This window comes from Natrialba sp. PRR66, assembly GCF_034808065.1.
GTDB classification, from domain to species: domain Archaea; phylum Halobacteriota; class Halobacteria; order Halobacteriales; family Natrialbaceae; genus Natrialba; species Natrialba aegyptia.
On the sequence record NZ_JAXHGN010000005.1, the window covers coordinates 184985 to 211154 of the forward strand.

Sequence of the window (26170 nt, forward strand, 5' to 3'; positions counted from 1 at the left end):
AGTCCGATGGGCGTCAGCCGGAAGCGTTCGACGATCCTGTTACAGAAAGACCATATATCGGGATAGCGGACGGTCACACAGAAACGAATGAACGGACAGTGCGATCGGCGAACGTTTGTGACGAGTGCAGCGACCGGCTGTCTGCTCGGCCTGGCGGGGTGTCTGTCCGGATCGAGCGAGAAGGTAAGCGTCGACGACGCGACGCCGGACGTACCGTCGCCCGATCCGGACGCGAGCGTCTCGTGGGAGACGTTCCAGTACGACGCGGCGAATACGGGCGTTGCGCCGGGTGCAGGTCCGACCCCCGGATCGTCCGGCGAGATCGTCTCTCGGTGGGAGTTCGAAACCGGCGGTAGCGTCTACAGCAGCCCGGCAGTCGTCGACGGCGTGGTCTACGTCGGGAGCGACGACGGCTCGCTCTACGCGATTTCGGCGTCGTCGGGAACCGAGCGCTGGTCGTTCGAGACGGGCGATTCGGTAACGAGCAGTCCGGCAGTTGTTGACGGAACGGTCTATGTCGGGAGCGGCGACGGGAGCGTCTACGCGATTCCAGCCGACGCCAATTCGACTCCCGACGCGGAGTGGCGCGTCGAAACCGAAGGGGCGGTCGCCGGGAGCCCGACGGTCGCCGACGGGGTGGTCTACGTCGGCAGTAGCGACAACCACCTGTACGCGATCTCGGCGGCCGACGGTGAGGTACTGTGGCGGTTCGAAACCGATGAGACGATACTGCGAGCGCCTGCGGTCGCCGACGGGACCGTCTACGTCGGCAGTAACGACGGCTCGCTCTATGCGATCGATACCGACTCGGAAACCGAGCGCTGGCAGTTGGAGACGGACGACCGAATCCAGAGTCGACCGACGGTCGCCGATGGGGCGGTCTACGTCGGGAGTAACGACAACACGATCTACGCTGCCGAAGCCGACTCCGGCGAGATTCACTGGACGTTCCAGATCGAGGGCTCGGTAACGGCGAGCCCTGCTGTCACCGACCACGCGGTCTACGTCGGTGGATTCGATAACCGAGTGCATGCGCTCTCGCCTGCGGCCGAGTCCGAGTCGGAGGGTGACCAGCCGGCCGATCCAGCGAGCTATTTCTGGACCCACCGCGGCTTGAACGCCGTTCGAAGTAGTCCGGTCGTCGTCGGAGACGCGTTATATGTCGGTAACGAGGACGGCACCATCACATCACTCTCGGCCGAGACGGGCGAGGAGAACTGGCAGTTCGCCACGGGCGGGTGGGTTGCCGGGAGCCCGGCAGTCGTCGACGGCGTCGTCTACGTCGGCAGCGGTGATGGGACGGTGTACGCACTCGAGGAGGCCTGATCCGCGGGATAGGTACACGGATTCGTGCGGTAGTCTGGCTTCAATTCTTGATTCCGCGTCGCTGGTGCAGTGACAGGACGGTGATCGGCTGAATAGACGCGTGCTGTGACTCGGTTACGACCGCCAGTACGCCTGCGTCAAGAGTACGAGTACCGGGAATATCTCGAGTCGACCGAGCCACATGTACAGCACCATCAGGAGTTTTGAACTCCATGGGAAGCTCGCATAGTTTTCCATCGGGCCGACGGCACCGAATCCCGGGCCGATGTTGCCGAGCGTCGCGATCGAGGCGCTGACAAGGTCGATCGTCCCGATGTTGTACCCGACCCGTGCGGCGTCAGTGGCGAGCAGTAGCACGCCGACGAAAAAGAGCACGAAGTACAGAAGCGTAAACGCGTAGATTCCACGGATCGCATCCTCGTCGAGGACCGAGCCGTTCATGCGAACAGGACGGACCGCCTCAGGGTGGATCGACGTGAAGACCTCCCGTCGAAGCGATTTGAGGATGACCAGCCAGCGGAGCATCTTGATCCCGCCGCCGGTCGAACCCGTACTCCCGCCGAGAAACATGACGAACAGCAAGAGCGCCTGTGCCGGACCCGCCCAGTTGTTGAAATCGGTACTCGCGTACCCGGTCGAGTTCATCATGGAGACGATCTGGAACGCGGCGTGGCGGAACGCGGATTCGATCGAGTCGGAGAACCCGGCACCCGTCGTCTCGAAGAAGAGGATGCCCGTCCCGATGAGTGTAAACAGCGTGGCTGCGCCGAGGTAGAATCTGAACTCGGTGTCACGGACCAACGCCCATCGGTCGCCCGAGATCATGTGCCACCAGAGGACGAAGTTGATGCCGGCGATGAACATGAACGGGACGAAGAGCCACTGAACGACAGGAGAGAAGGCTGCGATACTATCCCCTTTTGGGGAGAAGCCGCCGGTTGGAAGCGCCGTCAGCCCGTGGGCGATGGCGTTGTACAGGGTCATTTCCGTCGCGTATCCCGTGATCTGCAGACAGTACAACAGCACGATAAAGAGGACGGTAAACCCGAGATACGCGAACCAGAGGACGCGGGCCGTCTCTGCGATGTGTGGTGTGAGCTTCGAAATCCCGGGGCCGGGCGTCTCGGCTTCCATTAACTGCGCCCCACCGACGGCAAGTTGGGATAGGATCGCGACGGCGAGGACGATGATTCCCATGCCGCCGAGCCACTGGGTCAGCTGTCGCCACATCATGATGGCGTGGGAGTGTTCCTCGACGGAGATCGTCTCCATCACGGTCGCGCCGGTCGTCGTGAACCCGCTCATGCTCTCGAAGATCGCATTGATCGGCTGTGCGATGCTGCCGGTTCCTGCGAGGATGTACGGCAGGGCTCCAAAGAGCGTCGCAAACAGCCAGGTGAACGCGACGACGAAGAACGCCTCCCGCGCGCCGGGCGTTGGCTCCGGATCGAGTTCGCGAAGTGCGAGTCCGAACGCGGCGGTGACAACCATCGAGACGACGAATTCCCAGAGGTCTTCCCCGCCGTACAGGAGCGAAACGAGAATCGGGACTGCGAACGCAACCGAGAGCAAGGCAAGCAATGTTCCCACTAGCGCCAATCCGGCCCGCCAATCGACGTAGAGCCGCCGCCCCATCAAATCACCCGTGAGACCGTATCGAGGACGGCCGCATCCACGAAGACGACGACATGGTCGCCGGGTTGGATAACCGTCGTGCCGCGAGGCGTGATGAGTTCCCCGCTGCGCGAAATTGCGCCGATCACGACGCCGTCCGGGAGTTCGGTCGTCGCATCGGCGATCTGTCGTCCCGTGAGAACGCTGTCCTCACTGACCTCGATCTCGATAACCTCCGCCCGGTCGCGTTCGACCATGGCGATTTTCTCCGTCTTGTCGGTTCGGGTGAAGCGAACGATCTCCTCCGCGGTCACCTCGCGTGGATTAACGGCCACGTCGATGCCAACCGTCTCGAAGAGTTCGGCGTACTCGGGGTTCTCGATGACGGCGACCGTTCGGTCGACGCCGAGGCGACGGGCCAGCAGGGAGACGAGCAGGTTCTTCTCGTCGCCGTCGAGAGCCGCGACGACGATGTCCGCCTCGTCGATGTGTTCACGGGAGAGGAACTCGGCGTCGGTCGCGTCGTTTTCCATCACCATCGTGTTCGGCAGTTTTTCGGCGCACTCACGGGCGCGGTCGTGCTCCTGCTCGATTAGGCGCGGGCGGAAGCCGTGCTCTTCGAACTCGCGAGCGGTCTGAAAGCCGATTTCGCTGCCGCCGACGATAACGACCTCGTCGGTGCTGTTGTCGTGCGTACAGACGATATCGTCGGCGAACCCGGTGACCGAATCGGGACTGCCGATGACGACGACGCGATCGCCGGCCCGAATATCAGTTTCACCCGTCGCGACGATCATCTCGTCGTCACGGAAGATCGCGGCGAACGTCAGCGAATCGTACTGGTCCGCCTCGCTGACCGTCGAGTTCGCGACCGGGCTGTTCGGCCCGATTCCGAACTCGACCATACGAACGAGCCCGCCAGCGAACATCTTCACGTCCTGTGCGGCCGGAAGCCCAGAAATGCGAAAGATCGTCTGTGCAGTAAGCAAGTCCATACAGACCATGAAATCGACGCCGAACGCTTCCTGGGAGCCGGTCCAGGTTTCGAGGAGTGTTCGCCGTCGCACGCGGGCGATCGTAAACGTCTCGCCGACCGCCTTCGCGGCTCCGCAGATGACGACGTTCGATTCGTCGTTATCCGTGCAGGCGATGACCAGTCCCGCCTGTTCGATACCGGCCTCCTGCAAGGTCCCGATTTCGGTGCCGTCTCCCTGAATCGCCAGTACGTCGAGCGAGTACGTGAGTTCCTCGACGGTGTCCCCGTCTCGGTCGACGACGACGACCTCGTGTGTCTGCTCTAGATTCGCAGCGATCGAGCGACCGACCCTGCCAGCGCCGACGACGATTACGCGCATTCGTCGCTCACCTCATCCATGAACGCACCGTCGTTCGCCGATACTAGTGTATGTATCGATCACCGCTCGTACCAATCGAATGCGAATGCTGAGTAGATCATATAACACCACTTCTGGAATCGAAAGTGAATAGAACTATATTCGGTTATCAGAAATACTGTCATCGACGCACAAATGCAGTTTCCATCGAAAATCGAGCGCTATCGCTGCGCTATCCCCCGCTTTGCGCTCTGGCTCACCCTCGACTGCCCTGTGTCGGCCGGACCGTCCCGACATCCAACCGATTATACTTCACGCTACACTACGCATCCACACGCGTTCACGACACTCTCGCACTACCACAACCACCCTCCCCACTGTCACGGACCATTGGCCACTGACCACAGATCACGGACCATTGGCCACTGACTACTGAGCACCCATCACCCATCCACCATGTATATCGTCATCGTCGGCGCAGGCAATATCGGATCGAACCTGATCGACCTCGCAATTGCGGACGGCAACGATGTCGTCGTCATCGAGGAGGACGACGAACAGGCAAGCGCCGTTGCGTCCGAGTACGACTGTCTCGTCCTCAACGCCGATGCGACCTCCCACAGCACCCTGGAGGACGCAACCATCGACCGTGCGGACGCCGTCATCACCACCACGAACATCGACGCCGTCAACATCATGGTCATGTTGCTCGCACAGGAACACGACGTTCCGAACCTCGTCAGCGTCGTCCACGACCCCGAAAACCTCCCCGTCTTCGAAAAGATCGGCGTCACCCTCATCGAAAACCCACAGCGGCTGATCGCCGACTACCTCTATCACTCGATTCGCTACCCGAACGTCAGCGACTTCATCGAACTCGAAGACGACACTGAACTCGTGGAGTTGACCGTCACCGAAGACGCGCCGATGAGCGGCGAACCGCTCAAAACAGCCACGAGTTCAGGCGTGCTTCCCGACGGGTGTCTCGTCGTCGCGCTCAAACGAGGCGAGGAGATACGCGCGCCGAAAGGGGAGACGATCATCCGCCCGGGTGACCAGGTTACAGTGTTTACGGACGATGTCGCACTGGCTGATGCAGTTGCAGCGTTTACGGGCGATCACCCGTAGCAATGCAGTACGAGACAGTTGGGCGGGACGTGGGCCGAATCGTGCAGGTCGTCTCGCTGATGGCGTTTCTCTCCATTCCGGTCGCACTCATCAATGGCGAGTTCTACGCGGTGCCGGCGTTCGCGGTTTCGGGGGCCGTGATGCTGGCGATCGGGGTGGCGCTTGCCCGCACGTTCATCGATGCGCCCGATCCGGGCAAACGCCACGGGATGCTCATCGCGGCGACGGCCTGGGGAGTCATCGGCGTGCTCGGGGGGCTCCCGTTCTTGCTGATCGCCTGGACGATCACCCTCGATCCGTTTCCGGCCTGGCTACACACGCCGGGGATCACCGAGACGACCGCTGCCTTTCGGCTGCCGCTCAACGGTATTTTCGAAAGTATGAGTGGCTTTACTGGCACGGGATTGACGATGGCCGCGGTCGAGGAGGACCTTCCGCGGTCGCTGCACTGGTGGCGGTCGTTTATCGAGTGGATCGGCGGCGTCGGCGTCATCGTGCTCACGGTGGCTATCCTCGCACGACCCGGAAGCGGTTCGTTGACGCTCTACGAGAGCGAGGCCCGGTCGCGGAAGATCCATCCCAGCATCGTTTCGACGGTCCGTGAAATCTGGAAACTCTATCTCGGATTTACGCTCGCCGGAATCGCACTGTTCGTCGTCGTCGGCATGCCGACGTGGGACGCGATCAACCACGCGATGACGGCTATCGCAACCGGCGGCTTCTCGGTCCGCGCCGAGTCGATCGGCTATTACGGAAAACCGCTTATCGAGTACGCCGTCATCCCGGTTATGGTCGCCGGTAGCATCGCGTTCCCGATCCACTACCTCATCCTCAAAGGCGAGATTCGAAACATCTACGCGGATCTCCAGACGAGATGGGTGCTCGGCTGGTTCGCCCTCGGTGGAGTCGCATTAACTGCCGTGTTGCTGCTCAACCAGCAGTACGAGGGGATCGAAGCGACGTTTCGGACCGCGCTGTTCCAATTCGTTTCTGCGACCTCGAACGCCGGGTTCGGAACGACGACGATCGGGAACGGAACCGAAAAGATCTGGACGACCGGTGCGACGTTACTCGTCTGTCTCGGCATGCTAACCGGTCCAGCGGCCGGTTCGACTGGCGGTGGTCTCAAACTGATCCGCGTCGCCACGCTGATCAAGGGAACGCTGTGGCAAATCCAGAGCGTGTTCGTCCCCGCGAGTGCGGTTCGACAGCTCGAACTCGGCGATCGAACGCTCGACGAAGAACAGATCCACCGCGAGTTCACGGAGGCCGCGATCGTCCTCATCCTCTGGCTTGCAGTTCTCGCGCTCGGGATCGCCGTTTTCCTGTGGGCGCTCGCTCCGGACTATCCGCTCGAATACATCATTTTCGAGGTGATGAGCGCACAGAGCACCGTCGGACTCGATGCGGGTATTACCGGACCGGAAATGCCGACCGTCCCGAAGACGATGCTGATCCTCAATATGTGGGTTGGTCGTCTGGAAATCATCCCCGTTGCTGTGTTGCTAAGTGCCGTCCTCCGTAATGGGACCCACTCGGCGTAGCCGAACGCCGGCGCGCCGTTTCACTTTCGTGTGACACCGACTATCCGTGCTGTTTTCGCATCGAAAATATAGCCCCCGTCGCGTATTGGATAGACGTACCGTAGTTATATATTCTCTCGTCTCACAGAAATATACATGGGACACGGGACCGACGGTAGTTACCGACTCGATGAAATCGATCGTCGAATTATCTATTCGTTGATGACTGATGCCCGAAACACGTCGGCCCCCGCCATCGCCGAGGATGTCAGCGTCTCCGGGGCGACGATCCGAAACCGAATCTCCCAACTCGAAGACCACGACATCATTGACGGCTACCACGCAACCGTCGACTTCGAACACGCCGATGGGTCGCTGATGAATCTCTTTCTCTGTCACGCCCCGTTCGGCGATGTCGAGGGGCTCGCCCGTCGAATTGGCACGATTCCTGGCGTCATCAACGTCCGCGAACTCATGGGCGGCCGGCTGAATCTCCACGTCCTCGCCGTCGGCACGAATACGAGCGACCTGCGTCAGATCGGTCATGAACTCGCGACCTTAGACGTCGAAATCGAAGACGAGTTCCTCATGCAGAACGAACACGACTTCCCCTACGGCCCGTACGGTCCGGCGGACGATCACCGCCGCGAACCGCTGGCGGATTCCATCAGTCTGACCGGCGGTGCCGAAGTGGTCGAGGTAACCGTCCACGAGGAGGCTCCGATTGCCGGGCGCACGCTCGAGACGGCAGCGGACGACGGCATCCTCGAAGAACAGACACTCGTCATCGCGATCGAACGCGACGACACGGTTATTACGCCACACGGCGATACCGAAATTAGACCCCACGATGTCGTGACGGTGTTCTCACCGAACGGCACCGACGAACCTGCACTCACGGGCTTTCGTGGGCCGGATGGGGCCACACAGACGGCGACACGACTCACGTAAGATGCCACTCCACAAACTCCTCCCGGAGTTCCTCCAGCGGGAGGACGAGACGGCGAACGAGCCGGACGGGCCGGTCCTTCACGAGTGTCGACACTGCGGCTCGAAGTTCGATGACGCCCCGACGACGTGTCCGGTCTGTGGGGCGAGCGAGATTGCAACCTACGAGTTCAGTAGCGAGTCTCCCGATGACTCTTCGAACGGGAACGAAACCGACGACGGGCCGGATGGGACGGATACTGACGGCAATTCTGAGCCCGACTAACAGTGCAGGAGGGCCGTGGAAAACGCTTCCAGTAGCTGCAGCCAATCGAGCGAACGGACCGGTCTGTATTTGCGGGGTCAACTGATTGCTTCTCTAGCAACCACCGAAAGTCACTGCACACCCGATCGCACACCCCTCGTCCGATCGTGGGTAAATCGGTCCAGGTGACACTATAGCACGTCGACACCATCCCGTACGTGAGGTCGTGCGAAGTGATAGGCAAGAAGCGATAGCGCGACCGCAGACACCCGAACAGCTATCCGAGCCGCCGTCGAACCACCGCGTCATATGTCACATTATACCACGGTTGGGGAGACGCTCGAACAGACCGTCGCGCGGTATCCGGACCGCGAGGCCATCGTCTACCCGCGCAAAGGCCACCGCTTTACGTACGCGGAGTTCGACGAGCGCGTCAATCGGCTGGCGAACGCGTTCGCCGACCTCGGAATCGAACGCGGGGATCGAGTCGCGACGGTGTTGCACAACGGCTCCGAGTTCGTCCTCACCGTCTACGCCTGTGCGAAACTCGGGGCCGTCATCACGCCGCTGAACTTTCGGCTGGCCGCCGGCGACATCGAGTTCATCGTCTCCGATGCCGCGGCTGAACTCGTCGTCTTCGAGGCCGCGACGCGAGAGGCCGTCACGGCCGCGAAACCTGAACTCGAGTCGGTCGAGGAGTACGTGTATATCGATGAGGAGGGACCGTCGTACGCCCGCGAGTTCGACGCGTTGCTTGCGTCCGGGGCCGCCGAGCGGCCGTCGATCGACGTCTCCGAGGACGATACCTACGCGTTCATCTACACGTCGGGGACGACGGGCCGGCCGAAGGGAGTGGTCCACGAGCATCGGGACATGGTGGATCACAATCTGTTGTGCATCGCCGAGATGAACGTCACGCGGGACGACGTCGGACTGTCGGTCATGCCACTGTATCACTGTGCGGAGTTACACTGCAGTCTGTTCCCGCGCGTTCAACGCGGCGCGACGACGGTTATTCTCCACGAGTTCGACCCGGCGGTCGCGTTGGACGCGATCGAGGAGTACGACGTGTCGTTTCTGTTCGCCGCGCCGACGGCCTGGAACGGGCTGTCGTTGGCGGCCGCAGACCGCGATGTCGACGTCTCCTCGCTACGACTCGGCCTGTACGGCGCTGCGCCGATGCCCGAGCAGGTGCTGGAAAACTGCCGTGAACACCTCTGTGAGGACTACATCCAGGCGTACGGCATGACCGAGATCGGTCCCGCGGGCGTCTTTCAGCGGCCGGAAGATCAGCTTTCGAAGCAGGGGTGTGCAGGACTGCCGGCGCTCAATCACGAACTCCGGATCGTCGAAGCCGGTGCGGACCCGGATCGGGAGGTCGCACGGGGTGAGATCGGCGAGATCCTCATCGCAGGTCCGTGTACGATGCGCGAGTACTGGAACCGACCGGACGCGACCGCACGGTCGCTGCGCGAGGCCGGCGGGACGACCTGGTACTACACCGGCGACCTCGGCTACCGCGACGCGGACGGCTACCTCTACGTGGTCGATCGGAAGGACGATATGATCGTCTCCGGCGGCGAGAACATCTATCCGGCCGAGGTCGAGGACGTGTTGTTCTCTCACGACGGCGTCGAAGCGGCCGCCGTCGTCGGTGAACCCGACGAGGAGTGGGGTGAACGCGTCGTCGCCTACGTCGTCGGAGACGGCGTCACCGCGGATGACTTGGACACGTTCGCCCTCGAGAGCGACCAGTTGGCCGACTTCAAACGTCCGCGAGAGTACACTTTCGTCGAGGAGCTTCCCACGAACCCGAGCGGAAAGGTCCAGAAATTCAAACTTCGCGAGTCCGACGACGCGGCGCGCGACGCCGAGACGGAGGAGGCCTCCGGAGCCGATTCGGATGTAGACCCAGCGGAGCCCTGAGGCCCACTAGCTGCTACAGTCACGTCCGTATTCTGTGCCCCGAATTCTCACTCAAAAATGAGTATCGCTCGCGTTGATACGTCTGCGACCAACTCCAAACCGTATTTACTGCCGCGGCTAAAAGGACTCCACGATGGAACGCGGGTCGCCGGATTCGTTTACGCGTATGGGCACACTGGGGATCGAAGAGGAGTGTTTCGTCGTCGACGAGCGCGGTCGGCCCACGAGCGGTACCGACGAACTCGTCTACGAACACGACCCCCCCGAAATCCTCGCCGATCGACTCGATCACGAACTGTTCAAGTTCGTCATCGAAACCCAGACGCCGCTCATCGAGGACCCCGCAAACGCGCGGGCGGCGCTACTCGAAATCCGCCGCGCGCTCGTCGACCACGCCGAGCGCCACGGCTTTCGGATCGCTGCCGCCGGCTTGCACCCGCTCGCGAAGTGGCGCGAACTCGAGCACGCGGAGAAACCCCGCTACCGAGCCCAACTCGATCGCATCCAGTACCCACAGCACCGCAATACGACCGCCGGCGTTCACGTCCACGTCGGCGTCGACGACGCCGATAAGGCCGTCTGGATCGCCAACGAGCTGCGGTGGTACGTCCCGATCATGCTCGCGCTCTCGGCGAACTCGCCGTACTGGGACGGCTTCGACACCGGCCTCCAGTCCGCCCGCGCGAAACTCTTCGAAGGACTCCCCAACACCGGCATGCCGACCTACTTCGAGGACTTCGACGCCTTCGACCGCTTCGAACGCCGCATGCTCGCGACCGACTCGATCAATGACCGCGGCGAACTCTGGTACGATGTCCGCCCACACACGGAACACGGCACCGTCGAACTCCGAACACCCGACGGCCAGGCCGATCCGGATATCGTGATGGCGTTCGTCGAGTACGCCCACGCCCTCGTCGAGGCGCTGGCCGAGGAGTACGAGGACGGCACCCCCAACTCCCGCCATCGCCGCGAACTCTTAGACGAAAACAAGTGGCGCGCCCTGCGCTACGGACACGAAGCGTCGTTCATCGACCGGGAACTCGACGGTACCGTCTCCCTCGGCGAAGTAGTCGACCGCGAGTGCGACCGACTCGGCATCGACGGCATCAAACGAGTCTACGAGCGCGAAAGCGGCGCGAGCAAACAGCGGCGACTCCTCGAAAACGCGGGCCCGGACGCGCTCTGTGACAGTCTGCTCCTTGAACTCGAGTGACGGACCGCTTCTCTCTCTCTCTCTCTTTCTCTCTCTCCGGTATCGCGGCGGAACGGCCCCGTCTCACGGCTTCGATCACCACCGGGTGTAGAGGCGGTTTTCGATCAGTATCAGCCGCGGATGCGTTTTCACAGGGCGTGTACGCGTCCCAAGACGGTAGCTATGCCGCAGTTTGAAACGACGTGACAAGCAAACGTCGTCTCTGGCCGGCCGGGGAGGCGAGACTGTTTCGCTTCCGAAGGCGGTCTCCGCCGGCTATCGTAGCAACTGAAACGATCCACACACTGATCGTACAGCCGTCGTGCGATCAGGTATGCATTGACTTTCAGTGGCTACTATAGTTACATATCCTCGTCGCTCGTCTCGTTGTCCATACCGTTCTCGTCACCAGTGTCGTTCTCATCGCCCATCCCGTCCGTTTCATTTCCGTTCTCCTCACCGTCTGTTTCGTTCCCCATCCCGTTCTCTTCGCCGTTCGTCTCATTACCCATCCCGTTCTCATCGCCCATCCCGTTTTCGTCGCCGGTTTCGCCATCAGTCGCCCCGTCATCCGTCTCGTTCTCCGGATCTTCACCGGTATCGCCACAGCCTGCGAGTGCGGCTGCACACACGGTACCACTGACTGCGATCAACCGTCGCCGCGTACATCGATCGGTCATTATCGTACCCTCGGTCCATATCCGGACGCCATCCCCCAAGAGAATGTGCCACCTATTGGGTTCGCGGAGAGTGACAAATGCGATTTAAATTCTTAAAAATAAACATGGAATAAATACGTGATAACACGGCACTTGAACTCGTTCTGCTGAAGGTATGCATACTCTCGAAATCGTACACGGACGCCGAGTTCACATCTCTCAGACGCCAGTTACGTACGTGGTAGCCGTCCGCTGTCTCTGGACTACCCAGGCGGTGTTTTGTGAGACTACTTGGGTTCGCTATCGACTCGGACCTCGACACCGGCAACGAGCACGAGCGAGGGTTCCGCGGTACCGAAACCCGCTCTCAGCAATGACGCTCGCGCGGCCGGCCGCGATCGACGTTCGGTCCGAAACACCGGCGCGGTTGGCCGACGGCTGCGAACATGATCGAGATGTCCACTAGCGTCCCGCCCGTTCTCACTCGATGACAGTCCGTTCGTACGGGCTGCCGTCAGTCAGTTTCGGCGCGCTCGCGACCCGTCCTGTGTCCTGCGAGTGCGCGGAAAATCGGTACCGCAGACTTTCTCAGTCGTCCTTCCCGACGCTGATGACCTGCACGAGCGAGTAGACCGGGACGCCGTCGATTTCCTCGAGCCCCTGTTTGTCGGCGAGGACGACGCAGGCAAGCGGTTCACCGCCTTCAGCACGGATCGCCTCGATCGTCTCTCGCATCGTCGTCCCGCTGGTTATGGTGTCGTCAACGATGTAACACTCGCGGTCACGGATACCGGCGAAGTTTCGGGAAAAGGTCCCACCGAGGTCCTCGATGTCGCCTTCCTCCCACTGGTGTTTTGCCGGCGTGTAGGTGCCGAGATCGGTCTCGAGTTCACGTGCGACGAGCGTTGCGATGGGGCCGCCGGCCTTTTCGATCCCGATGGTGAGGTCGACGTCCTCGCCGTGTTTGGCCAGCAGATCGGCCATCGCGGCGGCGACGTGACTCATGCGCTTGCTGTCGCGGCCGATAGCGGCCCAGTCGACGTGGATGTCCTGTGGACGGCTCCCGTTTTCCGTCGTCGCGTCCGCTCCCGTCGGTGCCGACTGTGCTGGCCGCCCTTCGGACTGGGTCGTCGCGTCGCTTCGCTCGACGAGCCAACTCGCCGTCTCCCGGGAGACGTTCAGTTCGTCCGCGATTTCGCCCTTCGAGAGGCCGCGGGCTGCGAGTTCAGCCGCGCTCTCGATGAGATCGTCGACGTTCTTCATATGCCGTTCCTTCGGACGCGGTTTTTATAGTCGTATCGTCCGATGAGAAATGAGCCGCGACATGACGTGTAGTTGACTTTCCAATGGCGGCTGCCCGAGTCGATCACCGTCAAGTACTGCCACAGGACGGAAAACGATTATCTCCCTGCCACTGGCTCTACGTACCATGGAGCGATACGACCTCGTCTATCGGCTCTACGACGAGTACGAGACGGAGACGTTGCGAGAGTACCAGGAGTTCGTCGATGTCTTTCCCGCGGTCGACTCGCGAGTCGCACTCGAACACTGGCAAGATGCAAGCGATGAACTCGAGGCCCGAAAGGACGAGATTCGCGGCGACTTCGCGGCCGGCGGAACGTTTGCGGAAATCGTCGCGCGGGCGACCCGCGAGCAGGCCTTTACCGCGCTCGATCTCGAAGCCAAGTACGGACGTGACGTAAACGTCCTCGTCCTGGACGTCGACGAAACGCTGCGGTCGGCGGGCGGGACGGACAACGAGATTCCCCGCGAAACGCTTCACGTGCTGACCGAGTTCCACGAGGCCGGCGTTCCCATCGTCATCTGCACGGGCCAGACCTTAGAGAACGTCAAGGGATTTGCCATCCAGGGGCTCGGTAGCGAAATCGTTCACTCGGGGAACCTCTCGATCGTCTACGAGGCCGGAACGGGCGTCTTCACCCCGGGCCACGGCGCGGAGACGAAGCAACTGCTCTATGAGGACCTGGACGCCGAGATCAGGGACGTGTTCGACGACGTGCGCTCGCGCGTGCTCCCCGAGGCATCCGAAGACCTCCGGCGGGGCTGTCACTTGCAGGGCAACGAGTTCAACGTCACGATGAAGCCGAACTACGAGACCGGGTCGTCGAACGCCCGCGAGATCATTGATGAGGCGCTGGTCTATCTGCTCGACCTGCTTTCGGACGCAGTTGCGACGATTTTCGCGTCGACGGACGCTGACGGTGACGGCGACCACGAACTCGACGAACAACCGATTACGGACTGGACGCGCACCTTTTACGCCGCCCAGGACCCCGAAATCAGGTCCGTCCTCGAGAGCGAGGGCGGCTATCCCGACCTGGATGCCGCCGCCGTCCCGGACGAACTCGAACAGGTCCTCGAACGGATCGACGTGGCCTATTATGAGGCCGATGCGGCCGAAATCGGGAGCCTCGAACTGAACAAGGTCGTCGGCGTCGAACGCGCGCTGGACGTGCTCGATGTCACGGACCCGTTCGCGCTCGTGATGGGCGACTCGAAGAGCGACCTGCGAGTCATGCGGTGGGCCGCCGAGAACGGAACCGGTATCGCGGCCGCGCCGGAACACGCCTCCCGCGATACCATCGAGCACGTCCTCGAGACGGACGAACTCGTTTTCGACCGCGGTCGAAGCGTCGATATCCTGCGAACGGTGTACGCCCTCAACCGGTTTGCGAGACTGGGATAACGCACTCGCCGCGGCACGGCGCTGTCGCCGTATTCGATCCCCTATTTAAACCGCTGGAACACAAAGGCCGGGCCATCAACCGACAAGACGACATGTTTTCGTACTAGCGCGATCCGGCCAGGGCGATCACGAGCGAGCGTGTCGGGCCACTCACAGGCGCGTTGAGCGGTCGCCACGTATCGCACCTGCTGCCGCGATCGGAGGTCCTGAGATGTTTCCCCTCAAACTCAACGTCTCCGACGACCGCGGTGTCGTTCGCCAACCGACCCGTCGGACTGTGGAGAGTACCACGCTTTCCGGCGGCAGACCGGACGCTTCGGTCGGGGTGAGATTCCGATGACGACCATTGCCGTCATCTCCCTGCCGGTCGACGAGTTCGCGCTCGGCGAGACGGTCGACCGGCTATCGACCGTTTCCGTTCGCGTCGAGAGCGTCATCGCCGAGGGACCCGCTCGAACGGTTCCGTTCGTCTGGTTCTCGGACGTCGACAGGGACGAACTCGAGGCGGCGCTCGAGTCGGATCCGACGATCGAAGCGTACTCACACCTGCTCACGAGTTCGGCCGACGATGCGGGGGCGGACGCGACGAGCGAGGTGACCGAAACGACCGACGCGAACGCGGAACCGACCGACTGGTTCTACCAACTTCGGTACGGCGAGGGAGTGCGGTCCGTCTGCAGTTCCATCTACGAGGGCGACGGGGCCGTTCTCGACGCCCAGATAACCGATAATCGGTGGACGTTGCGGCTCCTCTTTCCCGAGCGCGAGGATCTCTCGGACGCGGTCGCTGCAATCGAATCACAGGACGAGTCCGTCCACGTCGACGTAAAGCGACTGGTCGAAGCCGGCGACGACGAAATCGAGACCACGGCCGCGCTGACGGATCCGCAACGGGAAGCCATCGCCGAAGCCTACCGCCAGGGCTACTACGACGTTCCCCGCGAAATCTCGCTCGAAGAACTCGCATGTGAACTCGACATCTCGCATCAGGCGCTCTCGGAACGGCTCCGGCGGGCGAACCGCGTTCTTGCTGGCGAACAACTCGACGATCCGACGGGCGAGGTCGCAATGGAGTAGCGAGGTCGCGGAGCACACAGTATATTCGTCGGCGGCTTCTACTGTGGCACGTGACCGCTCTGAACGGGTACGATGCCATCGTCTACGACCTGGACGGGACGCTCGTCGATCTCGACGTCGACTGGGACGCCGTCGCGTCCGACGTTCGTGCAGTGTACGACGACGCAGCCACCGAGCCGCCCGGGGACGATCTCTGGGCGATGCTCGAGGGCGCAGCCGAGGCGGGCCTCCTCGAAGCGGTCGAGGAGACGATCGCCAGCCACGAACGAACGGGCGCACGGACCGCACCGCGACTCCCGTTCGCGGCCGATCTCGAAGCCCGATCCGTCCCGATCGGCGTCTGCTCGCTCAACTGCGAGGCCGCCTGCCGGCACGCACTCGAGAACCACGGCCTCACGCCGGCGGTCGATGTCGTCGTCGGTCGCGATACGGTCGCCACCCAGAAACCCGATCCGGAACCGTTGCTTACCGCCGTCGGTGAACTCGGTGTCGAGCCCGAGCAGGCGGTCTTCGTCGGCGACTCCGAGCGAGACGAGCGGACGGCACAGCGAGCCGGCGTCGACTTCCAGTACGTCGGTGATGGCCCGTCCGGCGTCTGATACGATCTGCTGTACGATTTCCCGGCGCACGCGCAACCTGTCCTGTGGATGCCTCGGAACTGGCTTCCAGCAGTCCGTCTGAGCCTGTGGCTCACTTCGAGTTCACCGAGCGGCTGAATCCAGCGTTCCGGAGCTGTCAGCGCTGTGCTCGCTTTGCGTAGACGAAGACGCCCACCGCGACGAACAGCCAGATGACTGCCCCGACGCGGATCGCGAACTCGGCCCGCGAGCCCCACGTCGGCAACTCGGCAGTCGTCGAGAGGAGCGCAACGAGCGGCGAACCGGCGATGATCGTGACGACGAAGGTGACCTGCATCACCCACCCGTAGTCGACGCCCTCGGGCGTGGTCGTTTCGACGGGTTCTGGCACGGTTCAGACTCCCGACCCAGTCCTCTTAAGCGTCGCGGGTCACCCGCTCGCCTCGCTGGCGCTCGCGCCGGTGAAGAGAAGAACGGTGCTGTTTACTACTCGAGCGCCAACACGTGACTATGCCCACAGTCAGGGACCTGACCGCGATGGCGGGTGAGAATCCGATCACGATGCTGACGGCCTACGACGCGCCGACGGCCGAACTCGTCGACGAGGCCGGCGTCGACGTTATTCTCGTCGGTGACAGCGTCGGCAACACCTCGCTCGGCCACGAGTCGACGCTGCCGGTAACCGTCGACGACATTGCACGCCATGTCGGGGCCGTCTCGCGCGCTACCGACGACGCCCTGGTCGTCGCCGACATGCCCTTCCTCTCCGTCGGCGTCGACGACGCCGAGAGCATCGAGAACGCCGGCCGCATGCTCAAAGAGGAAAACGCCGAGGCGGTCAAACTCGAGTGCGGGCCCCACACGGTCGATCTCACCGAGAGGATGGTCCAACTCGGCATTCCGGTGATGGCTCACCTCGGCCTGACACCCCAGCACGTCAACCACTACGGCGGCTATCCCCGACAGGGGACCGACCGGGAGGCCGCCGATCGCATCCTCGACCTCGCTCGGAAACACGAAGCCGCCGGCGCGTTCTCGCTCGTCCTCGAACACATCCCGTCGAACTTGGCGGCCGAGATCACGGCTGAACTCGATATTCCGACGATCGGAATCGGTGCCGGGCCGGCGTGTGACGGTCAGGTGCTCGTCGTCGACGACGCGGTCGGGCTCAGCGAGTGGTCACCGTCGTTCGCCGAGCAGTTTGGCTCCGTACGTGAGGAGATGGAATCCGCGATCGACGACTACGTCTCCGCGGTCGAGTCCGGCGCGTTTCCCGCCGATGAACACAGCCACGAGGCCGAGGACCTCGACGAACTGTACTGATCTGCTTTTCTGCGTTCCGGTCTGTCCGCCGTTCAGCCAGCAACTCGCAGGACTGCACCTCAACTGTTATCTAGCCGCCACCCCGAAACTCGATCGTCACTCCCCAATCGACTCGACAAAGCCGCTCACAGCGTCGTTGAACGCCGCCGGTCGCTCGAGCATCGACAGGTGCGCCGCGTCGTCAATCTTGACCGCTCGAGCATTGGTGATTCCGTCGGCGAGGAACTCGTGATACCGCGGCGGCGTCAGCATATCAGCCTCGCCGTAGACGACGAGCGTCGGCACATCGATCTCACCGAGTTCAGCGCGAACGTCGAACGCGTGGCAGGTCTCGAAATCCCGGCGGGTGACCGCCTGCCCGCACGCGCGCATCTGCTCCTTCGAGTGTTCGACGAGTTCAGGATCGGCATCGTGGAAGAGCCGATCGGGACCGTGGAGGAACTCGATCGCCCGCTCGAAGTCGCTCGCGAGCCACTCGCGCAGGTCGTCGAGGACGCCGAGGCGGGCACCCGTCCCGGTCAACACGACGGCTGCCGGGCTGAACTCGTCGGCGCGTTCGAGCAGCACGTGCAAGACCAGTGCCCCGCCGAGTGAGTTCCCGACCAGAACCTGACTGTCGGTTTCCGTTGCGACGGCGATAACGTCGTCGGCGTAGGCCGAAAGTGCCGTATATCCCCCGCTCGCGTCGACGTCGTCCGAGTCGCCGTGGCCGCTCAGATCGAGCGTGACGACCGGTGTTCGATCCGCGAGGCGGTGCTGGGACTTCCAGACGTCTTTCGTGCCGCCGCTGCCGTGGACGTAACAGACCGTTGGACCGTCACCACCTCGATCGGTGCACTCGTAGGCCGTCTGCCGGCCGTGGTGAGATACCTGCTGCATAGGTGATGAACGACCGGGGAGCGTATAAAGACTCCATCGGGGCGGCGGGGCGGTGGGGGCCTGTACTTCAGGTCCCGAGCGTCACCGCCTCGTCCGCCGCGTTCTGAAGCGCATCGGAGCGGCCGTGCGATCCCGGTGCGATTGCGATCGTTTCGATACCTCGCGTTCCGGCGTGTTCGAGAGCGGGCTTGAAGTCCGTATCTCGCGAGGCGATCGCGAGGCGGTCGATCGTCCCGTCACAGGACAGTGCGGTCGCGTCGACGGCGAGTTTCACGTCGACATCGCCGCTCGTCACGACGACTTCGAAGCCGCGCGCCTCGGCCGCCTGAATGAGGCCGGGGGTCGCGTGTTCGTCCAGATAGAGCCTGATAACGCCGACGCGGCCGAGTTCACTCGCGGCCGAACGGAGATCGTCGAGATCGACATCGAACTCGTCGCGGAAGACGTTCGGTCCATCGACGAGCAGCCCGACGGCTAGTTCCCGCTGTTGCTCGGGGGTAGAATCGGGGGCGAGACGGGCACGAACACGATCGAACATACCGAGCGGTAGCCACGGGCCCGGGATAGGTGTAGCGAAACGAGTCGTGATAGCTCAGTATGGCGGTCGAGTTGGCGCTCCAGGCGACCCGTTGAATCGGAAACTATAGTGCTGTTTATCGACAAACCGATGAGCTATTCGAAAAGACAATTGTCATTGGTTATTTATTAATGATATTTGTCGATAGGAGAGCTCTACATCCGCACAGGTACAGTAATAAATTCTAACCTGTTTCATAACACTTTAATAGAATATCAGTATTTCTCATGTCGTATCATGTCTCGTGATACCAAGAGGAATATCGGACGGCGATCGGTATTGAAAGCAACCAGCGCACTGGGGGCATTCCTGGGACTTGGTGGAGTTACCAGCGCAACACCTGGACGGAGTCCGGGTCCGAAAAAGGACGAGATTGTCGTCGGGGTATCGGACTCCGTCTCGGCCAGTAAGGCGACGATCGACTCGAAACTGCCGAGTAAGGCGACGATCGTTCACACGAACGAGACGCTCGGATACGTCGCCGTCGAGTTCCCGAGCAGGGCCTCGACGCAGGCACGGGAGAATTTCAAGCGAAACGTCCTCGAAGCGGACGACGTCGAATACGCGGAGGACAACGCGACCTACGAGGCCATCGCAACGCCGAACGATCCGCAGTACGGCCAGCAGTACGCTCCACAGCAAGTCAACTGTGAGGCCGCCTGGGACGTCACCTACGGCGATCCCGGCGTGACGATCTCGGTCGTCGACCAGGGGATCCAGTATGATCACGAGGATCTCGAAGGGAACATGGATGAGAGCGTCTCGAACTACGGCGACGACTTCGTCGACAACGACGGCGATCCGTACCCGGCCAGTGCCAGCGAAAACCACGGCACTCACGTCGGTGGAATCGCCGCCGGCGGAACGGACAACGGAACCGGTCACGCCGGAATCAGCAACTGTTCGCTCCTGTCGGCCCGCGCACTTGGCGATGGTGGTGGCGGGTCGCTTACGGACATTGCCGACGCAATCCAGTGGTCCGCCGACCAGGGTGCCGACGTGATCAACATGTCCCTTGGTGGCGGCGGCTTCAGCCAGACGCTTTCAAACGCCTGCGAGTACGCCAACAACCAGGGCTCGTTGCTGGTCGCTGCCGCCGGTAACGACTATGGCAGCAGCGTCTCCTATCCCGCAGCCTACGACACGGTCATGGCCGTCTCCTCGCTCGACGAGGGCGAAACGCTCTCGGCGTTCTCGAACGTCGGGCCGGAGATCGAACTCGCCGCACCCGGCGGGAACGTCCTCTCCTCGATTCCGTGGGACGACTACGACACCTTCTCCGGCACGTCGATGGCGTCACCAGTCGTCGCCGGCGTCGCCGGGCTCACGCTCTCCGCTCACCCGGAACTCTCGAACGCGGAACTGCGCAGTCACCTGCAAAACACCGCCGTCGATGTCGGTCTCTCCTCGGAGGAACAGGGTCACGGTCGTGTCGACGCCGGACAGGCCGTTACGACCGATCCCGGCGACGGTGACGGTGGCGACGATCCAGGCGATGGGACTTGCGGTGACGAGACGAATACCGAAACCGCAGAGGGCAACCTTAGCAGTAGTAACTCGAGCGACTCCTACTCCTACACGCTCGAGACGGCGAATCCGTGCAGCGCCACCGTCTCGCTGAGCGGCCCGTCGAGTGCCGACTTCGACCTCTACCTGACTCTCGACGGTCGCACGCCAACCACATCGGACTACGACCGCCGCTCGTACAACTGGGGCTCGGACGAGGAGATCACGGTCGACCTCTCCGGTAGCGAGGAACTCGGCATCCTCGTTAACCAGTACAGCGGCAGCGGCTCCTACACGCTGACCATCGAAGAACTCGGCAAGTAACCCATCACCCGAGTTCACAATTCACTCACCTGACAGCAGTGCGCTGGTCCGGGTTCGGTGCCACGTCACATCCGGCAGTCGTCTCACCACAGCGCACTCGGTGCAGCCAGCACCGCCAGCACTCATCTGGCAGTTTCTTTTATCGGCCATCGTCCGCTGATGGACTATCGAAATCACAAAAGACCTTACTACCCCGGGCGTGTCCTCCCGAGTATGCCGCTTCAGACGCCGCCATTGCGTGGAATTCACGACGAACGGGGGGCCAAGTTTACGGAGTTTGGCGGCTGGGATATGCCGGTCGAGTTCGACTCGATCCAGGCCGAACACGAGGCCGTCCGAGACGCCGTCGGCATCTTCGACGTCTCCCACATGGGCCAGATTCACGTCACCGGGCCGGATGCGACGACGCTGATGCAGCGGCTCACCTCGAACGACGTGACCCGTCTCGACGTCGGTGACTCCCAATACGCCGTCCTCACCGACGAGGAAGGTATCATCATCGACGACACGGTGATCTACCGGCTGCCGGACGAGGACGACGACCCGACCTACCTCTTCGTCCCGAACGCCGGGACCGACGAGGAAACCCACGAACGGTGGATCGACTACCGCAACGAGTTCGACCTCGAGGCGACCGTCGACAACCGCACCGACGAGTACGCCATGTTCGCCGTCCAGGGACCGGACGCAGCCGAACTCGTCGCAGCCGTCGCCGACGAGTCCATCACCGATCTGAACCGGTTCCAGGCGATGACGGCGACGATCGACGGCGTCGAGTGTTGGACCGCCCGAACCGGCTACACCGGCGAGGACGGGTTCGAACTGATCGCTCCGTGGGAAGACGCCGAACGGATCTGGTCGCAGTTCGAGTGCCAGCCCTGCGGTCTCGGCGCACGAGATACCCTCCGCATCGAAGCCGGACTCCTGCTCTCGGGCCAGGACTTCGACCACGAGTCGAACCCTCGAACCCCCTACGAGGCCGGCATCGGCTTTACCGTCGCGCTCGACACCGAATTCGTCGGCCGCGACGCGCTCGACCGGGCGCGCGAAGACGGAGCCGAGGAAGAACTCGTCGGCTTCCAGCTGATCGACCGCGGGATTCCGCGCCACGGCTACGACATCACGAACACCGACGACCGCGTCATCGGGACGGTCACGAGCGGCACCATGAGTCCGACGCTGGACCAGCCGATCGGACTCGGATACGTCCCCAGCGAGTACGCAGAGCTCGGTACAACCCTCAACGTGGTCGTTCGCGGCCGATCGAAAAAAGCGCGCGTCGAACCGACGCCGTTTATCGATACGGTATAAGTACGGTTGTGTGTATACGGATACGTAGCGGCACAGACTCGTACTCGCCGTCTCCCGGTACCGTCCGAGGACCGTCCAGAGACGGAGACACGACCAGCGACACGAAGCGCACAGACACACGACGACAGACGCAGATTCCAAGACACACCAATGAGCTTCGACATCCCCGACGACCGACGATATCAAGACTCCCACGAATGGGCACTCGAAACGGAACCGGAAACCGAAACCAACGCAGACGGCCGAATTCGCATCGGCATCAGCGACTTCGCACAGGACGAACTCGGCGACGTCGTCTTCGTCGAACTCCCCGACGAGGGCGAGGACATCCAACAAGGCACCGAGTTCGGCGTCATCGAATCCATCAAAGCCGTCTCCGATCTCTACGCGCCGGTCAGCGGCGAGGTCGTCGCCGTCAACGACGACCTGTTCGACGCTCCTGAACTCGTCAACGACGACCCGTTCGGCGACGGCTGGATGCTCGAAGTCGACGCCGCCGACGCCGACGAACTCGACGCGTTGCTCTCGGCCGACGAGTACGAAGCGCAGGTCGCCTGATCGAGGATCGCTTTACACAGAGAGTTCGCAGAACTCAGTCCCGTTCGGCGTCCGAATTCGTTTCCGCTCCGTTCTCGGTAGCTGCCGGGTTTTCAGTTTCAGTCCCGGTTCCAGTTTCGGTTCCAGTCCCGGTCTCAATCCGATTCTCAGTCTCAGCGCCAGTCTCCGCCTCCGTCGTAGAGACCGCCTCGCCGCTCTCACTCGCGACCGGAACGGCCCGTGATCGATTGACCGCGAGCAACACGACACCGACGATACCGACCGCTCCGGCCGCCCAGAGGACCCAGAGAATCGGCTCGTCGATGACAAAGACAGCTGCCAGCGTCACGAGGTAGCCGGCCGTCAGCGCGAGCGTCAGTCGTTCCGTCCACCCCATCTGCTCGACCCGCTCACTCGAGACTCGCGAGTTCATCGAGTAATTCCTCGAGCGGCGTCGATGTCACGGCGAGCGAGTAGCCGTCGATCCGTGCCAGATCGGCCGCGTGCGGCCAGAGATCCGCTTCGTCGAGGCCGTGCAGGATCACCGCGTTCGGCGTCGGATTGAGGACGCGAAGCGCGACCGCGGTGGCCTCGCCGCGGGTCACGCTCGTAAACACGAGCACGCGGTTCGTGCTCTGTCCGTAGAGCCGGAAGAACTCCTCGCTCGAGAGGCGGGTGATCGCCTCGATGCTATCGATGACGGTGTGGCCGTTGATTCGGTCCGTGTGTCCGTCGACGACTTCCGTCGCGCCGACGTTGTCGTACACCTCCGAGAGACGAACTGAACTCGGGTACTCGCGCAGATCGAGGACGACATCGCTGTCGAATCCGGCCGAGAGAACGCGTCCGTACTGGCGAATCCGGTTACCGCCGCGGCGTTCGTCGATTGCGAGCAGCCCGTCGACGAGCCGACCGACGACGCCGATCCCGGGGCTCTCCCGCCGACCGCTCTCGTAGTCGGAGATGACCGACGAAGAGACGTCGAGTTCGGCGGCGAGGTCCGTCTGGGAGGTGTCGAAGTCGGTGCGCCACTTGCGAAGCGTCGCACCGGGGTCGTCACTCAGGGTGATTTCGCCGGCAATCTTCTCTGCGAGTTCACGTTTCGGCCCGCGTCCGCCCATAGTCATCTCATGGGTCGGACGGTTGACTCAAGTAGCTACCGGACCGATCACGGCAGGGTAATCAGCTCGAAAAGTAACTGTACGGCGTTCAGCCTGCAGAATTCGATGCGGCCGCTCCCAGTCCGTTCACACTGCCGGACAAAACTATTCACACGTCGATCGCACTCGAACGGTCATCGCCACGAGCGACGATCCGTGAGACGCGATCGAGTGTTCACTGACTTTTGTCCGGCAGTATCAGGCGTTGTTCATCCGCTTGCTCTCACGGTTTCCACAGCGCTGGCACTCGCGAACGCGGTACGGTTCTCGCGAGTAGCGTGCATTGTCCCCCTCGCCGCCTTCGGTAACGAGTTGTACGGATACTTCGTGTAACGTGTCAACTTCACAAACTTCACAGGGCTCGGTCATCCCATTTGACACCCCATCAGTCGTTGCCATACTCGTCACTCTCACCTAGAGGTGATATATTCCGGTCAGGGACTTCTTGCACGGAGAAGAGGTATATATAGGTATTTTCACGATCTGAGAATAGCGGCAAGTATAGATACTACATCGCTGACACGACGTTGAATCGTGCCGATACAAGCTGTTTGTTGTCGGCCAATAAAAATATAACGGAGGGAGATATTCAGCCAACCCGGAAAACCTTTTTCTCTGAATCACACTACGCGTTAGACATGGAACACGAGTCCTCTATCGAAGAAATCCTCGATACTATCGGGGACGAGCACGCACGAACCGTCCTCGCCTCGATTAGTCGTGAGCCAGGATCTGCCAAAGAACTCGCAGAGCGACTCGACCTCTCGCGGCCGACGATCTACCGGCGTCTCGACCTCCTCAAGGAAAACGAGTTGATCAACGACCGCACGCTCGTCGCCGACGACGGCAATCACTACAAGGAGTACACGTGCAACTTCAACAGCACCGTCATCTCACTGGAAGACGACGAGTACGACGTTCGCATCTTCCGCGAGGAGAATCTCCCCGACCGGTTTAGCCGCCTCTGGGACGAACTCGGTGCGAAGTAGTGACGATTGTGATGGCTGTCACGTCTCCCACACCTCCATCGAACGTACCGCTCATTGGCGATGTCTCTTGTCTCCGAGATCTCACTCGCTCCGGCGTCGATTCCGCCGATTGTCGATCCGGACCGTGCGCCCACAAGACACATCACCGTTCCCACTCACGGCAGTACCACCTACATCCATACCCGTCCCAATCCCATCACGAAACGGGTGACTCGATATAGATATGATGCTCGCTGAACTCGCCGAGGCCGTTCTGATGCTGATGCAGTTGACCGTGTTCGCCCTGGCGCTTGGACTCACGCTCATCAGCTTTCAATCGTATACGAAAAACCAATCAAAACGTCTCGAGTCGGCGTTTATCGGCTTTGCCTTCCTCAGTATGGGCGTCGCTCTCACGACCATCACGTCCCAACTTCCCTCGGCAGCAACCGCCTTCTACATCGTCGAAACAGTCCCCTTCATCGTCGGCTTCGGGATGCTTTATCTCTCCTTGTATCGGTGACGGTCGGCTGCTGTTGAGATCGATCAGGACGACGGGGGCTCGACCGTCTCGACGCGCGCTTCGAGCCACGAAATCGCCCGCTCGACCGCCTCCGGATCGGACCCCGAGACGCGAATCCGCCCCGGCCGATCCGAACCCCGAGGATAACTTCCCACGCTCACGCTGAACTCGTCGGTAACCGTCTCGAGGACCTCGTGTAGCGCCCCCTCCGGTGCAGGCGTGAAAATCGTCTGTGAGACTGTCTCGCCGCTGAACTCCGCGGCAACCGACTCGAACATCGCGTGCATCTCCTCGGGAATCCCCGCGAAGACGTAGACGTTCTCGACGACGCAGCCGGGGGCCCACCCCTCGTCTACGACGATCGGCGTCGCGCCTTCGGGCAGGGAGGCGGCGACCTCCAGATCGAGTTCGAGATCGTACTCCGCGACGAGGTCGGGGTTTTCCTCGCGGAACGCAGTCGCCTTCTCGCGCAATCGGTCGTACATCTCCTCGAAGACGACGAACTCGCGATCGAGCGCGTCCGCGACGGCGGACACCGTCACGTCGTCGGGGGTGCCGCCGATCCCGCCGGTGGCGATGATCGCATCGATCTCGGAGTCGTCCTGCCAGCGAGCCACTGTCGCCGCGATCAACTCGCGGTCGTCGGGGACCGTCAGGATGCGACGGACGGTCGCGCCGCGTTCGGTGAGTCGGGCGGCGAGCCACGAGGCGTTGGTGTTGGTCGTCTCGCCGGCGAGGAGTTCGTCGCCGACGGTGAGGAGTGCGACGTTCATGGCTGCCGTTCGTGCTCGAATCAGTTAGCG

The 26170-nt window shown here is 62.1% G+C and carries 27 protein-coding genes; 16 read left to right on the forward strand and 11 right to left on the reverse strand.

The genetic code is table 11. The annotated features are described in order from the left end of the window. Positions 1-87 precede the first annotated feature (87 nt). Positions 88-1326 (forward strand): PQQ-binding-like beta-propeller repeat protein, encoded by a 1239-nt coding sequence (locus tag SM755_RS17930; RefSeq protein ID WP_323173849.1) that lies wholly within the window; start codon positions 88-90, stop codon positions 1324-1326. Positions 1327-1440: 114 nt separating this feature from the next. On the opposite strand, the gene SM755_RS17935 is transcribed toward SM755_RS17930, so the two are convergent. Both SM755_RS17935 and trkA read right to left on the reverse strand, forming a co-directional pair. Further along, positions 1441-2961, reverse strand: coding sequence for a TrkH family potassium uptake protein (locus tag SM755_RS17935; protein WP_323173850.1), 1521 nt, complete (start codon positions 2959-2961; stop codon positions 1441-1443). After that, on the reverse strand, positions 2961-4295 hold the full coding sequence (gene trkA / locus SM755_RS17940) for a Trk system potassium transporter TrkA (protein WP_323173851.1): 1335 nt from the start codon (positions 4293-4295) through the stop codon (positions 2961-2963). The genes SM755_RS17935 and trkA overlap by 1 nt, the downstream gene beginning before the upstream one ends. A gap of 435 nt (positions 4296-4730) precedes the next feature. Between trkA and SM755_RS17945 the strand changes: the two genes are divergently transcribed. From SM755_RS17945 to SM755_RS17970, 6 genes are all read left to right on the forward strand, one after another. Next, positions 4731-5402: a TrkA family potassium uptake protein gene (locus SM755_RS17945; protein WP_323173852.1), complete on the forward strand. Its 672-nt coding sequence runs from the start codon at positions 4731-4733 to the stop codon at positions 5400-5402. 2 nt (positions 5403-5404) lie between these two features. Then, complete coding sequence (locus tag SM755_RS17950) at positions 5405-6946, forward strand: TrkH family potassium uptake protein (protein WP_323173853.1); 1542 nt, start codon at positions 5405-5407, stop codon at positions 6944-6946. Positions 6947-7081: 135 nt separating this feature from the next. Then, on the forward strand, positions 7082-7876 hold the full coding sequence (locus tag SM755_RS17955; RefSeq protein WP_323173854.1) for a TrkA C-terminal domain-containing protein: 795 nt from the start codon (positions 7082-7084) through the stop codon (positions 7874-7876). 1 nt (position 7877) lies between these two features. After that, positions 7878-8138 (forward strand): hypothetical protein, encoded by a 261-nt coding sequence (locus SM755_RS17960; RefSeq protein ID WP_323173855.1) that lies wholly within the window; start codon positions 7878-7880, stop codon positions 8136-8138. Positions 8139-8426: 288 nt separating this feature from the next. Beyond that, complete coding sequence (locus SM755_RS17965) at positions 8427-10043, forward strand: long-chain-fatty-acid--CoA ligase (protein ID WP_323173856.1); 1617 nt, start codon at positions 8427-8429, stop codon at positions 10041-10043. Between the two features lie 133 nt (positions 10044-10176). Continuing rightward, entirely contained in the window at positions 10177-11259 is a 1083-nt protein-coding gene (locus SM755_RS17970) for a glutamate--cysteine ligase (protein ID WP_006666581.1), read from the forward strand. A gap of 341 nt (positions 11260-11600) precedes the next feature. Here the strand turns inward: SM755_RS17970 and SM755_RS17975 are convergent, their stop codons facing one another. Together SM755_RS17975 and gfcR are read right to left on the reverse strand one after the other, a co-directional pair. After that, positions 11601-11918 (reverse strand): hypothetical protein, encoded by a 318-nt coding sequence (locus SM755_RS17975; protein ID WP_323173857.1) that lies wholly within the window; start codon positions 11916-11918, stop codon positions 11601-11603. Positions 11919-12485: 567 nt separating this feature from the next. Continuing rightward, entirely contained in the window at positions 12486-13160 is a 675-nt protein-coding gene (gfcR, locus tag SM755_RS17980; protein WP_006666579.1) for a transcriptional regulator GfcR, read from the reverse strand. A gap of 166 nt (positions 13161-13326) precedes the next feature. Here gfcR and SM755_RS17985 point away from each other — a divergent pair, with 166 nt between their 5' ends. The 3 genes from SM755_RS17985 (at position 13327) to SM755_RS17995 (ending at position 16280) form a co-directional block, all read left to right on the forward strand. Further along, a complete protein-coding gene (locus SM755_RS17985; protein WP_323173858.1) occupies positions 13327-14604 on the forward strand; it encodes an HAD hydrolase family protein in 1278 nt (425 codons plus the stop codon). Positions 14605-14940: 336 nt separating this feature from the next. Beyond that, complete coding sequence (locus SM755_RS17990; RefSeq protein ID WP_323173859.1) at positions 14941-15681, forward strand: helix-turn-helix domain-containing protein; 741 nt, start codon at positions 14941-14943, stop codon at positions 15679-15681. A 50-nt stretch (positions 15682-15731) separates the two neighbouring features. Beyond that, the gene (locus SM755_RS17995) at positions 15732-16280 is read left to right on the forward strand and encodes an HAD family hydrolase (RefSeq protein WP_323173860.1); all 549 of its coding nucleotides are present in this window, start codon (positions 15732-15734) and stop codon (positions 16278-16280) included. A gap of 136 nt (positions 16281-16416) precedes the next feature. Here the strand turns inward: SM755_RS17995 and SM755_RS18000 are convergent, their stop codons facing one another. Continuing rightward, entirely contained in the window at positions 16417-16650 is a 234-nt protein-coding gene (locus SM755_RS18000) for a DUF5822 domain-containing protein (RefSeq protein WP_006666575.1), read from the reverse strand. Between the two features lie 119 nt (positions 16651-16769). Here SM755_RS18000 and panB point away from each other — a divergent pair, with 119 nt between their 5' ends. Then, positions 16770-17582, forward strand: coding sequence for a 3-methyl-2-oxobutanoate hydroxymethyltransferase (panB, locus tag SM755_RS18005; RefSeq protein ID WP_323173861.1), 813 nt, complete (start codon positions 16770-16772; stop codon positions 17580-17582). 96 nt (positions 17583-17678) lie between these two features. Here panB and SM755_RS18010 read toward each other — a convergent pair whose 3' ends face one another. Both SM755_RS18010 and SM755_RS18015 read right to left on the reverse strand, forming a co-directional pair. Next, on the reverse strand, positions 17679-18461 hold the full coding sequence (locus SM755_RS18010; RefSeq protein ID WP_323173862.1) for an alpha/beta hydrolase: 783 nt from the start codon (positions 18459-18461) through the stop codon (positions 17679-17681). A gap of 67 nt (positions 18462-18528) precedes the next feature. Continuing rightward, on the reverse strand, positions 18529-18999 hold the full coding sequence (locus tag SM755_RS18015) for an NYN domain-containing protein (RefSeq protein ID WP_006666572.1): 471 nt from the start codon (positions 18997-18999) through the stop codon (positions 18529-18531). Between the two features lie 276 nt (positions 19000-19275). Here SM755_RS18015 and SM755_RS18020 point away from each other — a divergent pair, with 276 nt between their 5' ends. From SM755_RS18020 to gcvH, 3 genes are all read left to right on the forward strand, one after another. Further along, positions 19276-20868, forward strand: a complete 1593-nt coding sequence (locus SM755_RS18020; protein ID WP_323173863.1) for a S8 family peptidase — start codon at positions 19276-19278, stop codon at positions 20866-20868. A 213-nt stretch (positions 20869-21081) separates the two neighbouring features. Beyond that, positions 21082-22179, forward strand: a complete 1098-nt coding sequence (gcvT, locus tag SM755_RS18025; protein ID WP_323173864.1) for a glycine cleavage system aminomethyltransferase GcvT — start codon at positions 21082-21084, stop codon at positions 22177-22179. Positions 22180-22329: 150 nt separating this feature from the next. After that, positions 22330-22737, forward strand: a complete 408-nt coding sequence (gcvH, locus tag SM755_RS18030) for a glycine cleavage system protein GcvH (protein ID WP_323173865.1) — start codon at positions 22330-22332, stop codon at positions 22735-22737. Positions 22738-22771: 34 nt separating this feature from the next. Here gcvH and SM755_RS18035 read toward each other — a convergent pair whose 3' ends face one another. The 3 genes from SM755_RS18035 to SM755_RS18045 form a co-directional block, all read right to left on the reverse strand. Beyond that, the gene (locus tag SM755_RS18035) at positions 22772-23149 is read right to left on the reverse strand and encodes a hypothetical protein (protein ID WP_323173866.1); all 378 of its coding nucleotides are present in this window, start codon (positions 23147-23149) and stop codon (positions 22772-22774) included. Next, positions 23127-23837: a helix-turn-helix domain-containing protein gene (locus tag SM755_RS18040; protein WP_006666567.1), complete on the reverse strand. Its 711-nt coding sequence runs from the start codon at positions 23835-23837 to the stop codon at positions 23127-23129. Before SM755_RS18040 ends, SM755_RS18035 begins: the two co-directional genes overlap by 23 nt. 237 nt (positions 23838-24074) lie before the next feature. After that, positions 24075-24275, reverse strand: a complete 201-nt coding sequence (locus SM755_RS18045; RefSeq protein WP_006666566.1) for a hypothetical protein — start codon at positions 24273-24275, stop codon at positions 24075-24077. A 239-nt stretch (positions 24276-24514) separates the two neighbouring features. Here SM755_RS18045 and SM755_RS18050 point away from each other — a divergent pair, with 239 nt between their 5' ends. Next, the gene (locus SM755_RS18050; RefSeq protein WP_006108860.1) at positions 24515-24865 is read left to right on the forward strand and encodes a winged helix-turn-helix domain-containing protein; all 351 of its coding nucleotides are present in this window, start codon (positions 24515-24517) and stop codon (positions 24863-24865) included. Positions 24866-25088: 223 nt separating this feature from the next. Then, complete coding sequence (locus SM755_RS18055) at positions 25089-25367, forward strand: hypothetical protein (RefSeq protein ID WP_193364811.1); 279 nt, start codon at positions 25089-25091, stop codon at positions 25365-25367. 23 nt (positions 25368-25390) lie between these two features. Here the strand turns inward: SM755_RS18055 and SM755_RS18060 are convergent, their stop codons facing one another. Then, a complete protein-coding gene (locus SM755_RS18060; protein WP_323173867.1) occupies positions 25391-26140 on the reverse strand; it encodes a molybdopterin-binding protein in 750 nt (249 codons plus the stop codon). Positions 26141-26170 lie beyond the last annotated feature (30 nt).

Bases quoted from the DNA above. Each gene is read 5' to 3' on its own strand.
- SM755_RS17930 (WP_323173849.1), top strand. From the start codon at position 88: ATGAACGGACAGTGCGATCGGCGAACGTTTGTGACGAGTGCAGCGACC.
- SM755_RS17935 (WP_323173850.1), bottom strand. From the start codon at position 2,961: ATGGGGCGGCGGCTCTACGTCGATTGGCGGGCCGGATTGGCGCTAGTG.
- trkA (WP_323173851.1), bottom strand. From the start codon at position 4,295: ATGCGCGTAATCGTCGTCGGCGCTGGCAGGGTCGGTCGCTCGATCGCT.
- SM755_RS17945 (WP_323173852.1), top strand. From the start codon at position 4,731: ATGTATATCGTCATCGTCGGCGCAGGCAATATCGGATCGAACCTGATC.
- SM755_RS17950 (WP_323173853.1), top strand. From the start codon at position 5,405: ATGCAGTACGAGACAGTTGGGCGGGACGTGGGCCGAATCGTGCAGGTC.
- SM755_RS17955 (WP_323173854.1), top strand. From the start codon at position 7,082: ATGGGACACGGGACCGACGGTAGTTACCGACTCGATGAAATCGATCGT.
- SM755_RS17960 (WP_323173855.1), top strand. From the start codon at position 7,878: ATGCCACTCCACAAACTCCTCCCGGAGTTCCTCCAGCGGGAGGACGAG.
- SM755_RS17965 (WP_323173856.1), top strand. From the start codon at position 8,427: ATGTCACATTATACCACGGTTGGGGAGACGCTCGAACAGACCGTCGCG.
- SM755_RS17970 (WP_006666581.1), top strand. From the start codon at position 10,177: ATGGAACGCGGGTCGCCGGATTCGTTTACGCGTATGGGCACACTGGGG.
- SM755_RS17975 (WP_323173857.1), bottom strand. From the start codon at position 11,918: ATGACCGATCGATGTACGCGGCGACGGTTGATCGCAGTCAGTGGTACC.
- gfcR (WP_006666579.1), bottom strand. From the start codon at position 13,160: ATGAAGAACGTCGACGATCTCATCGAGAGCGCGGCTGAACTCGCAGCC.
- SM755_RS17985 (WP_323173858.1), top strand. From the start codon at position 13,327: ATGGAGCGATACGACCTCGTCTATCGGCTCTACGACGAGTACGAGACG.
- SM755_RS17990 (WP_323173859.1), top strand. From the start codon at position 14,941: ATGACGACCATTGCCGTCATCTCCCTGCCGGTCGACGAGTTCGCGCTC.
- panB (WP_323173861.1), top strand. From the start codon at position 16,770: ATGCCCACAGTCAGGGACCTGACCGCGATGGCGGGTGAGAATCCGATC.
- SM755_RS18010 (WP_323173862.1), bottom strand. From the start codon at position 18,461: ATGCAGCAGGTATCTCACCACGGCCGGCAGACGGCCTACGAGTGCACC.
- SM755_RS18015 (WP_006666572.1), bottom strand. From the start codon at position 18,999: ATGTTCGATCGTGTTCGTGCCCGTCTCGCCCCCGATTCTACCCCCGAG.
- SM755_RS18020 (WP_323173863.1), top strand. From the start codon at position 19,276: ATGTCTCGTGATACCAAGAGGAATATCGGACGGCGATCGGTATTGAAA.
- gcvT (WP_323173864.1), top strand. From the start codon at position 21,082: ATGCCGCTTCAGACGCCGCCATTGCGTGGAATTCACGACGAACGGGGG.
- gcvH (WP_323173865.1), top strand. From the start codon at position 22,330: ATGAGCTTCGACATCCCCGACGACCGACGATATCAAGACTCCCACGAA.
- SM755_RS18035 (WP_323173866.1), bottom strand. From the start codon at position 23,149: ATGAACTCGCGAGTCTCGAGTGAGCGGGTCGAGCAGATGGGGTGGACG.
- SM755_RS18040 (WP_006666567.1), bottom strand. From the start codon at position 23,837: ATGGGCGGACGCGGGCCGAAACGTGAACTCGCAGAGAAGATTGCCGGC.
- SM755_RS18045 (WP_006666566.1), bottom strand. From the start codon at position 24,275: ATGGCAACGACTGATGGGGTGTCAAATGGGATGACCGAGCCCTGTGAA.
- SM755_RS18050 (WP_006108860.1), top strand. From the start codon at position 24,515: ATGGAACACGAGTCCTCTATCGAAGAAATCCTCGATACTATCGGGGAC.
- SM755_RS18055 (WP_193364811.1), top strand. From the start codon at position 25,089: ATGATGCTCGCTGAACTCGCCGAGGCCGTTCTGATGCTGATGCAGTTG.
- SM755_RS18060 (WP_323173867.1), bottom strand. From the start codon at position 26,140: ATGAACGTCGCACTCCTCACCGTCGGCGACGAACTCCTCGCCGGCGAG.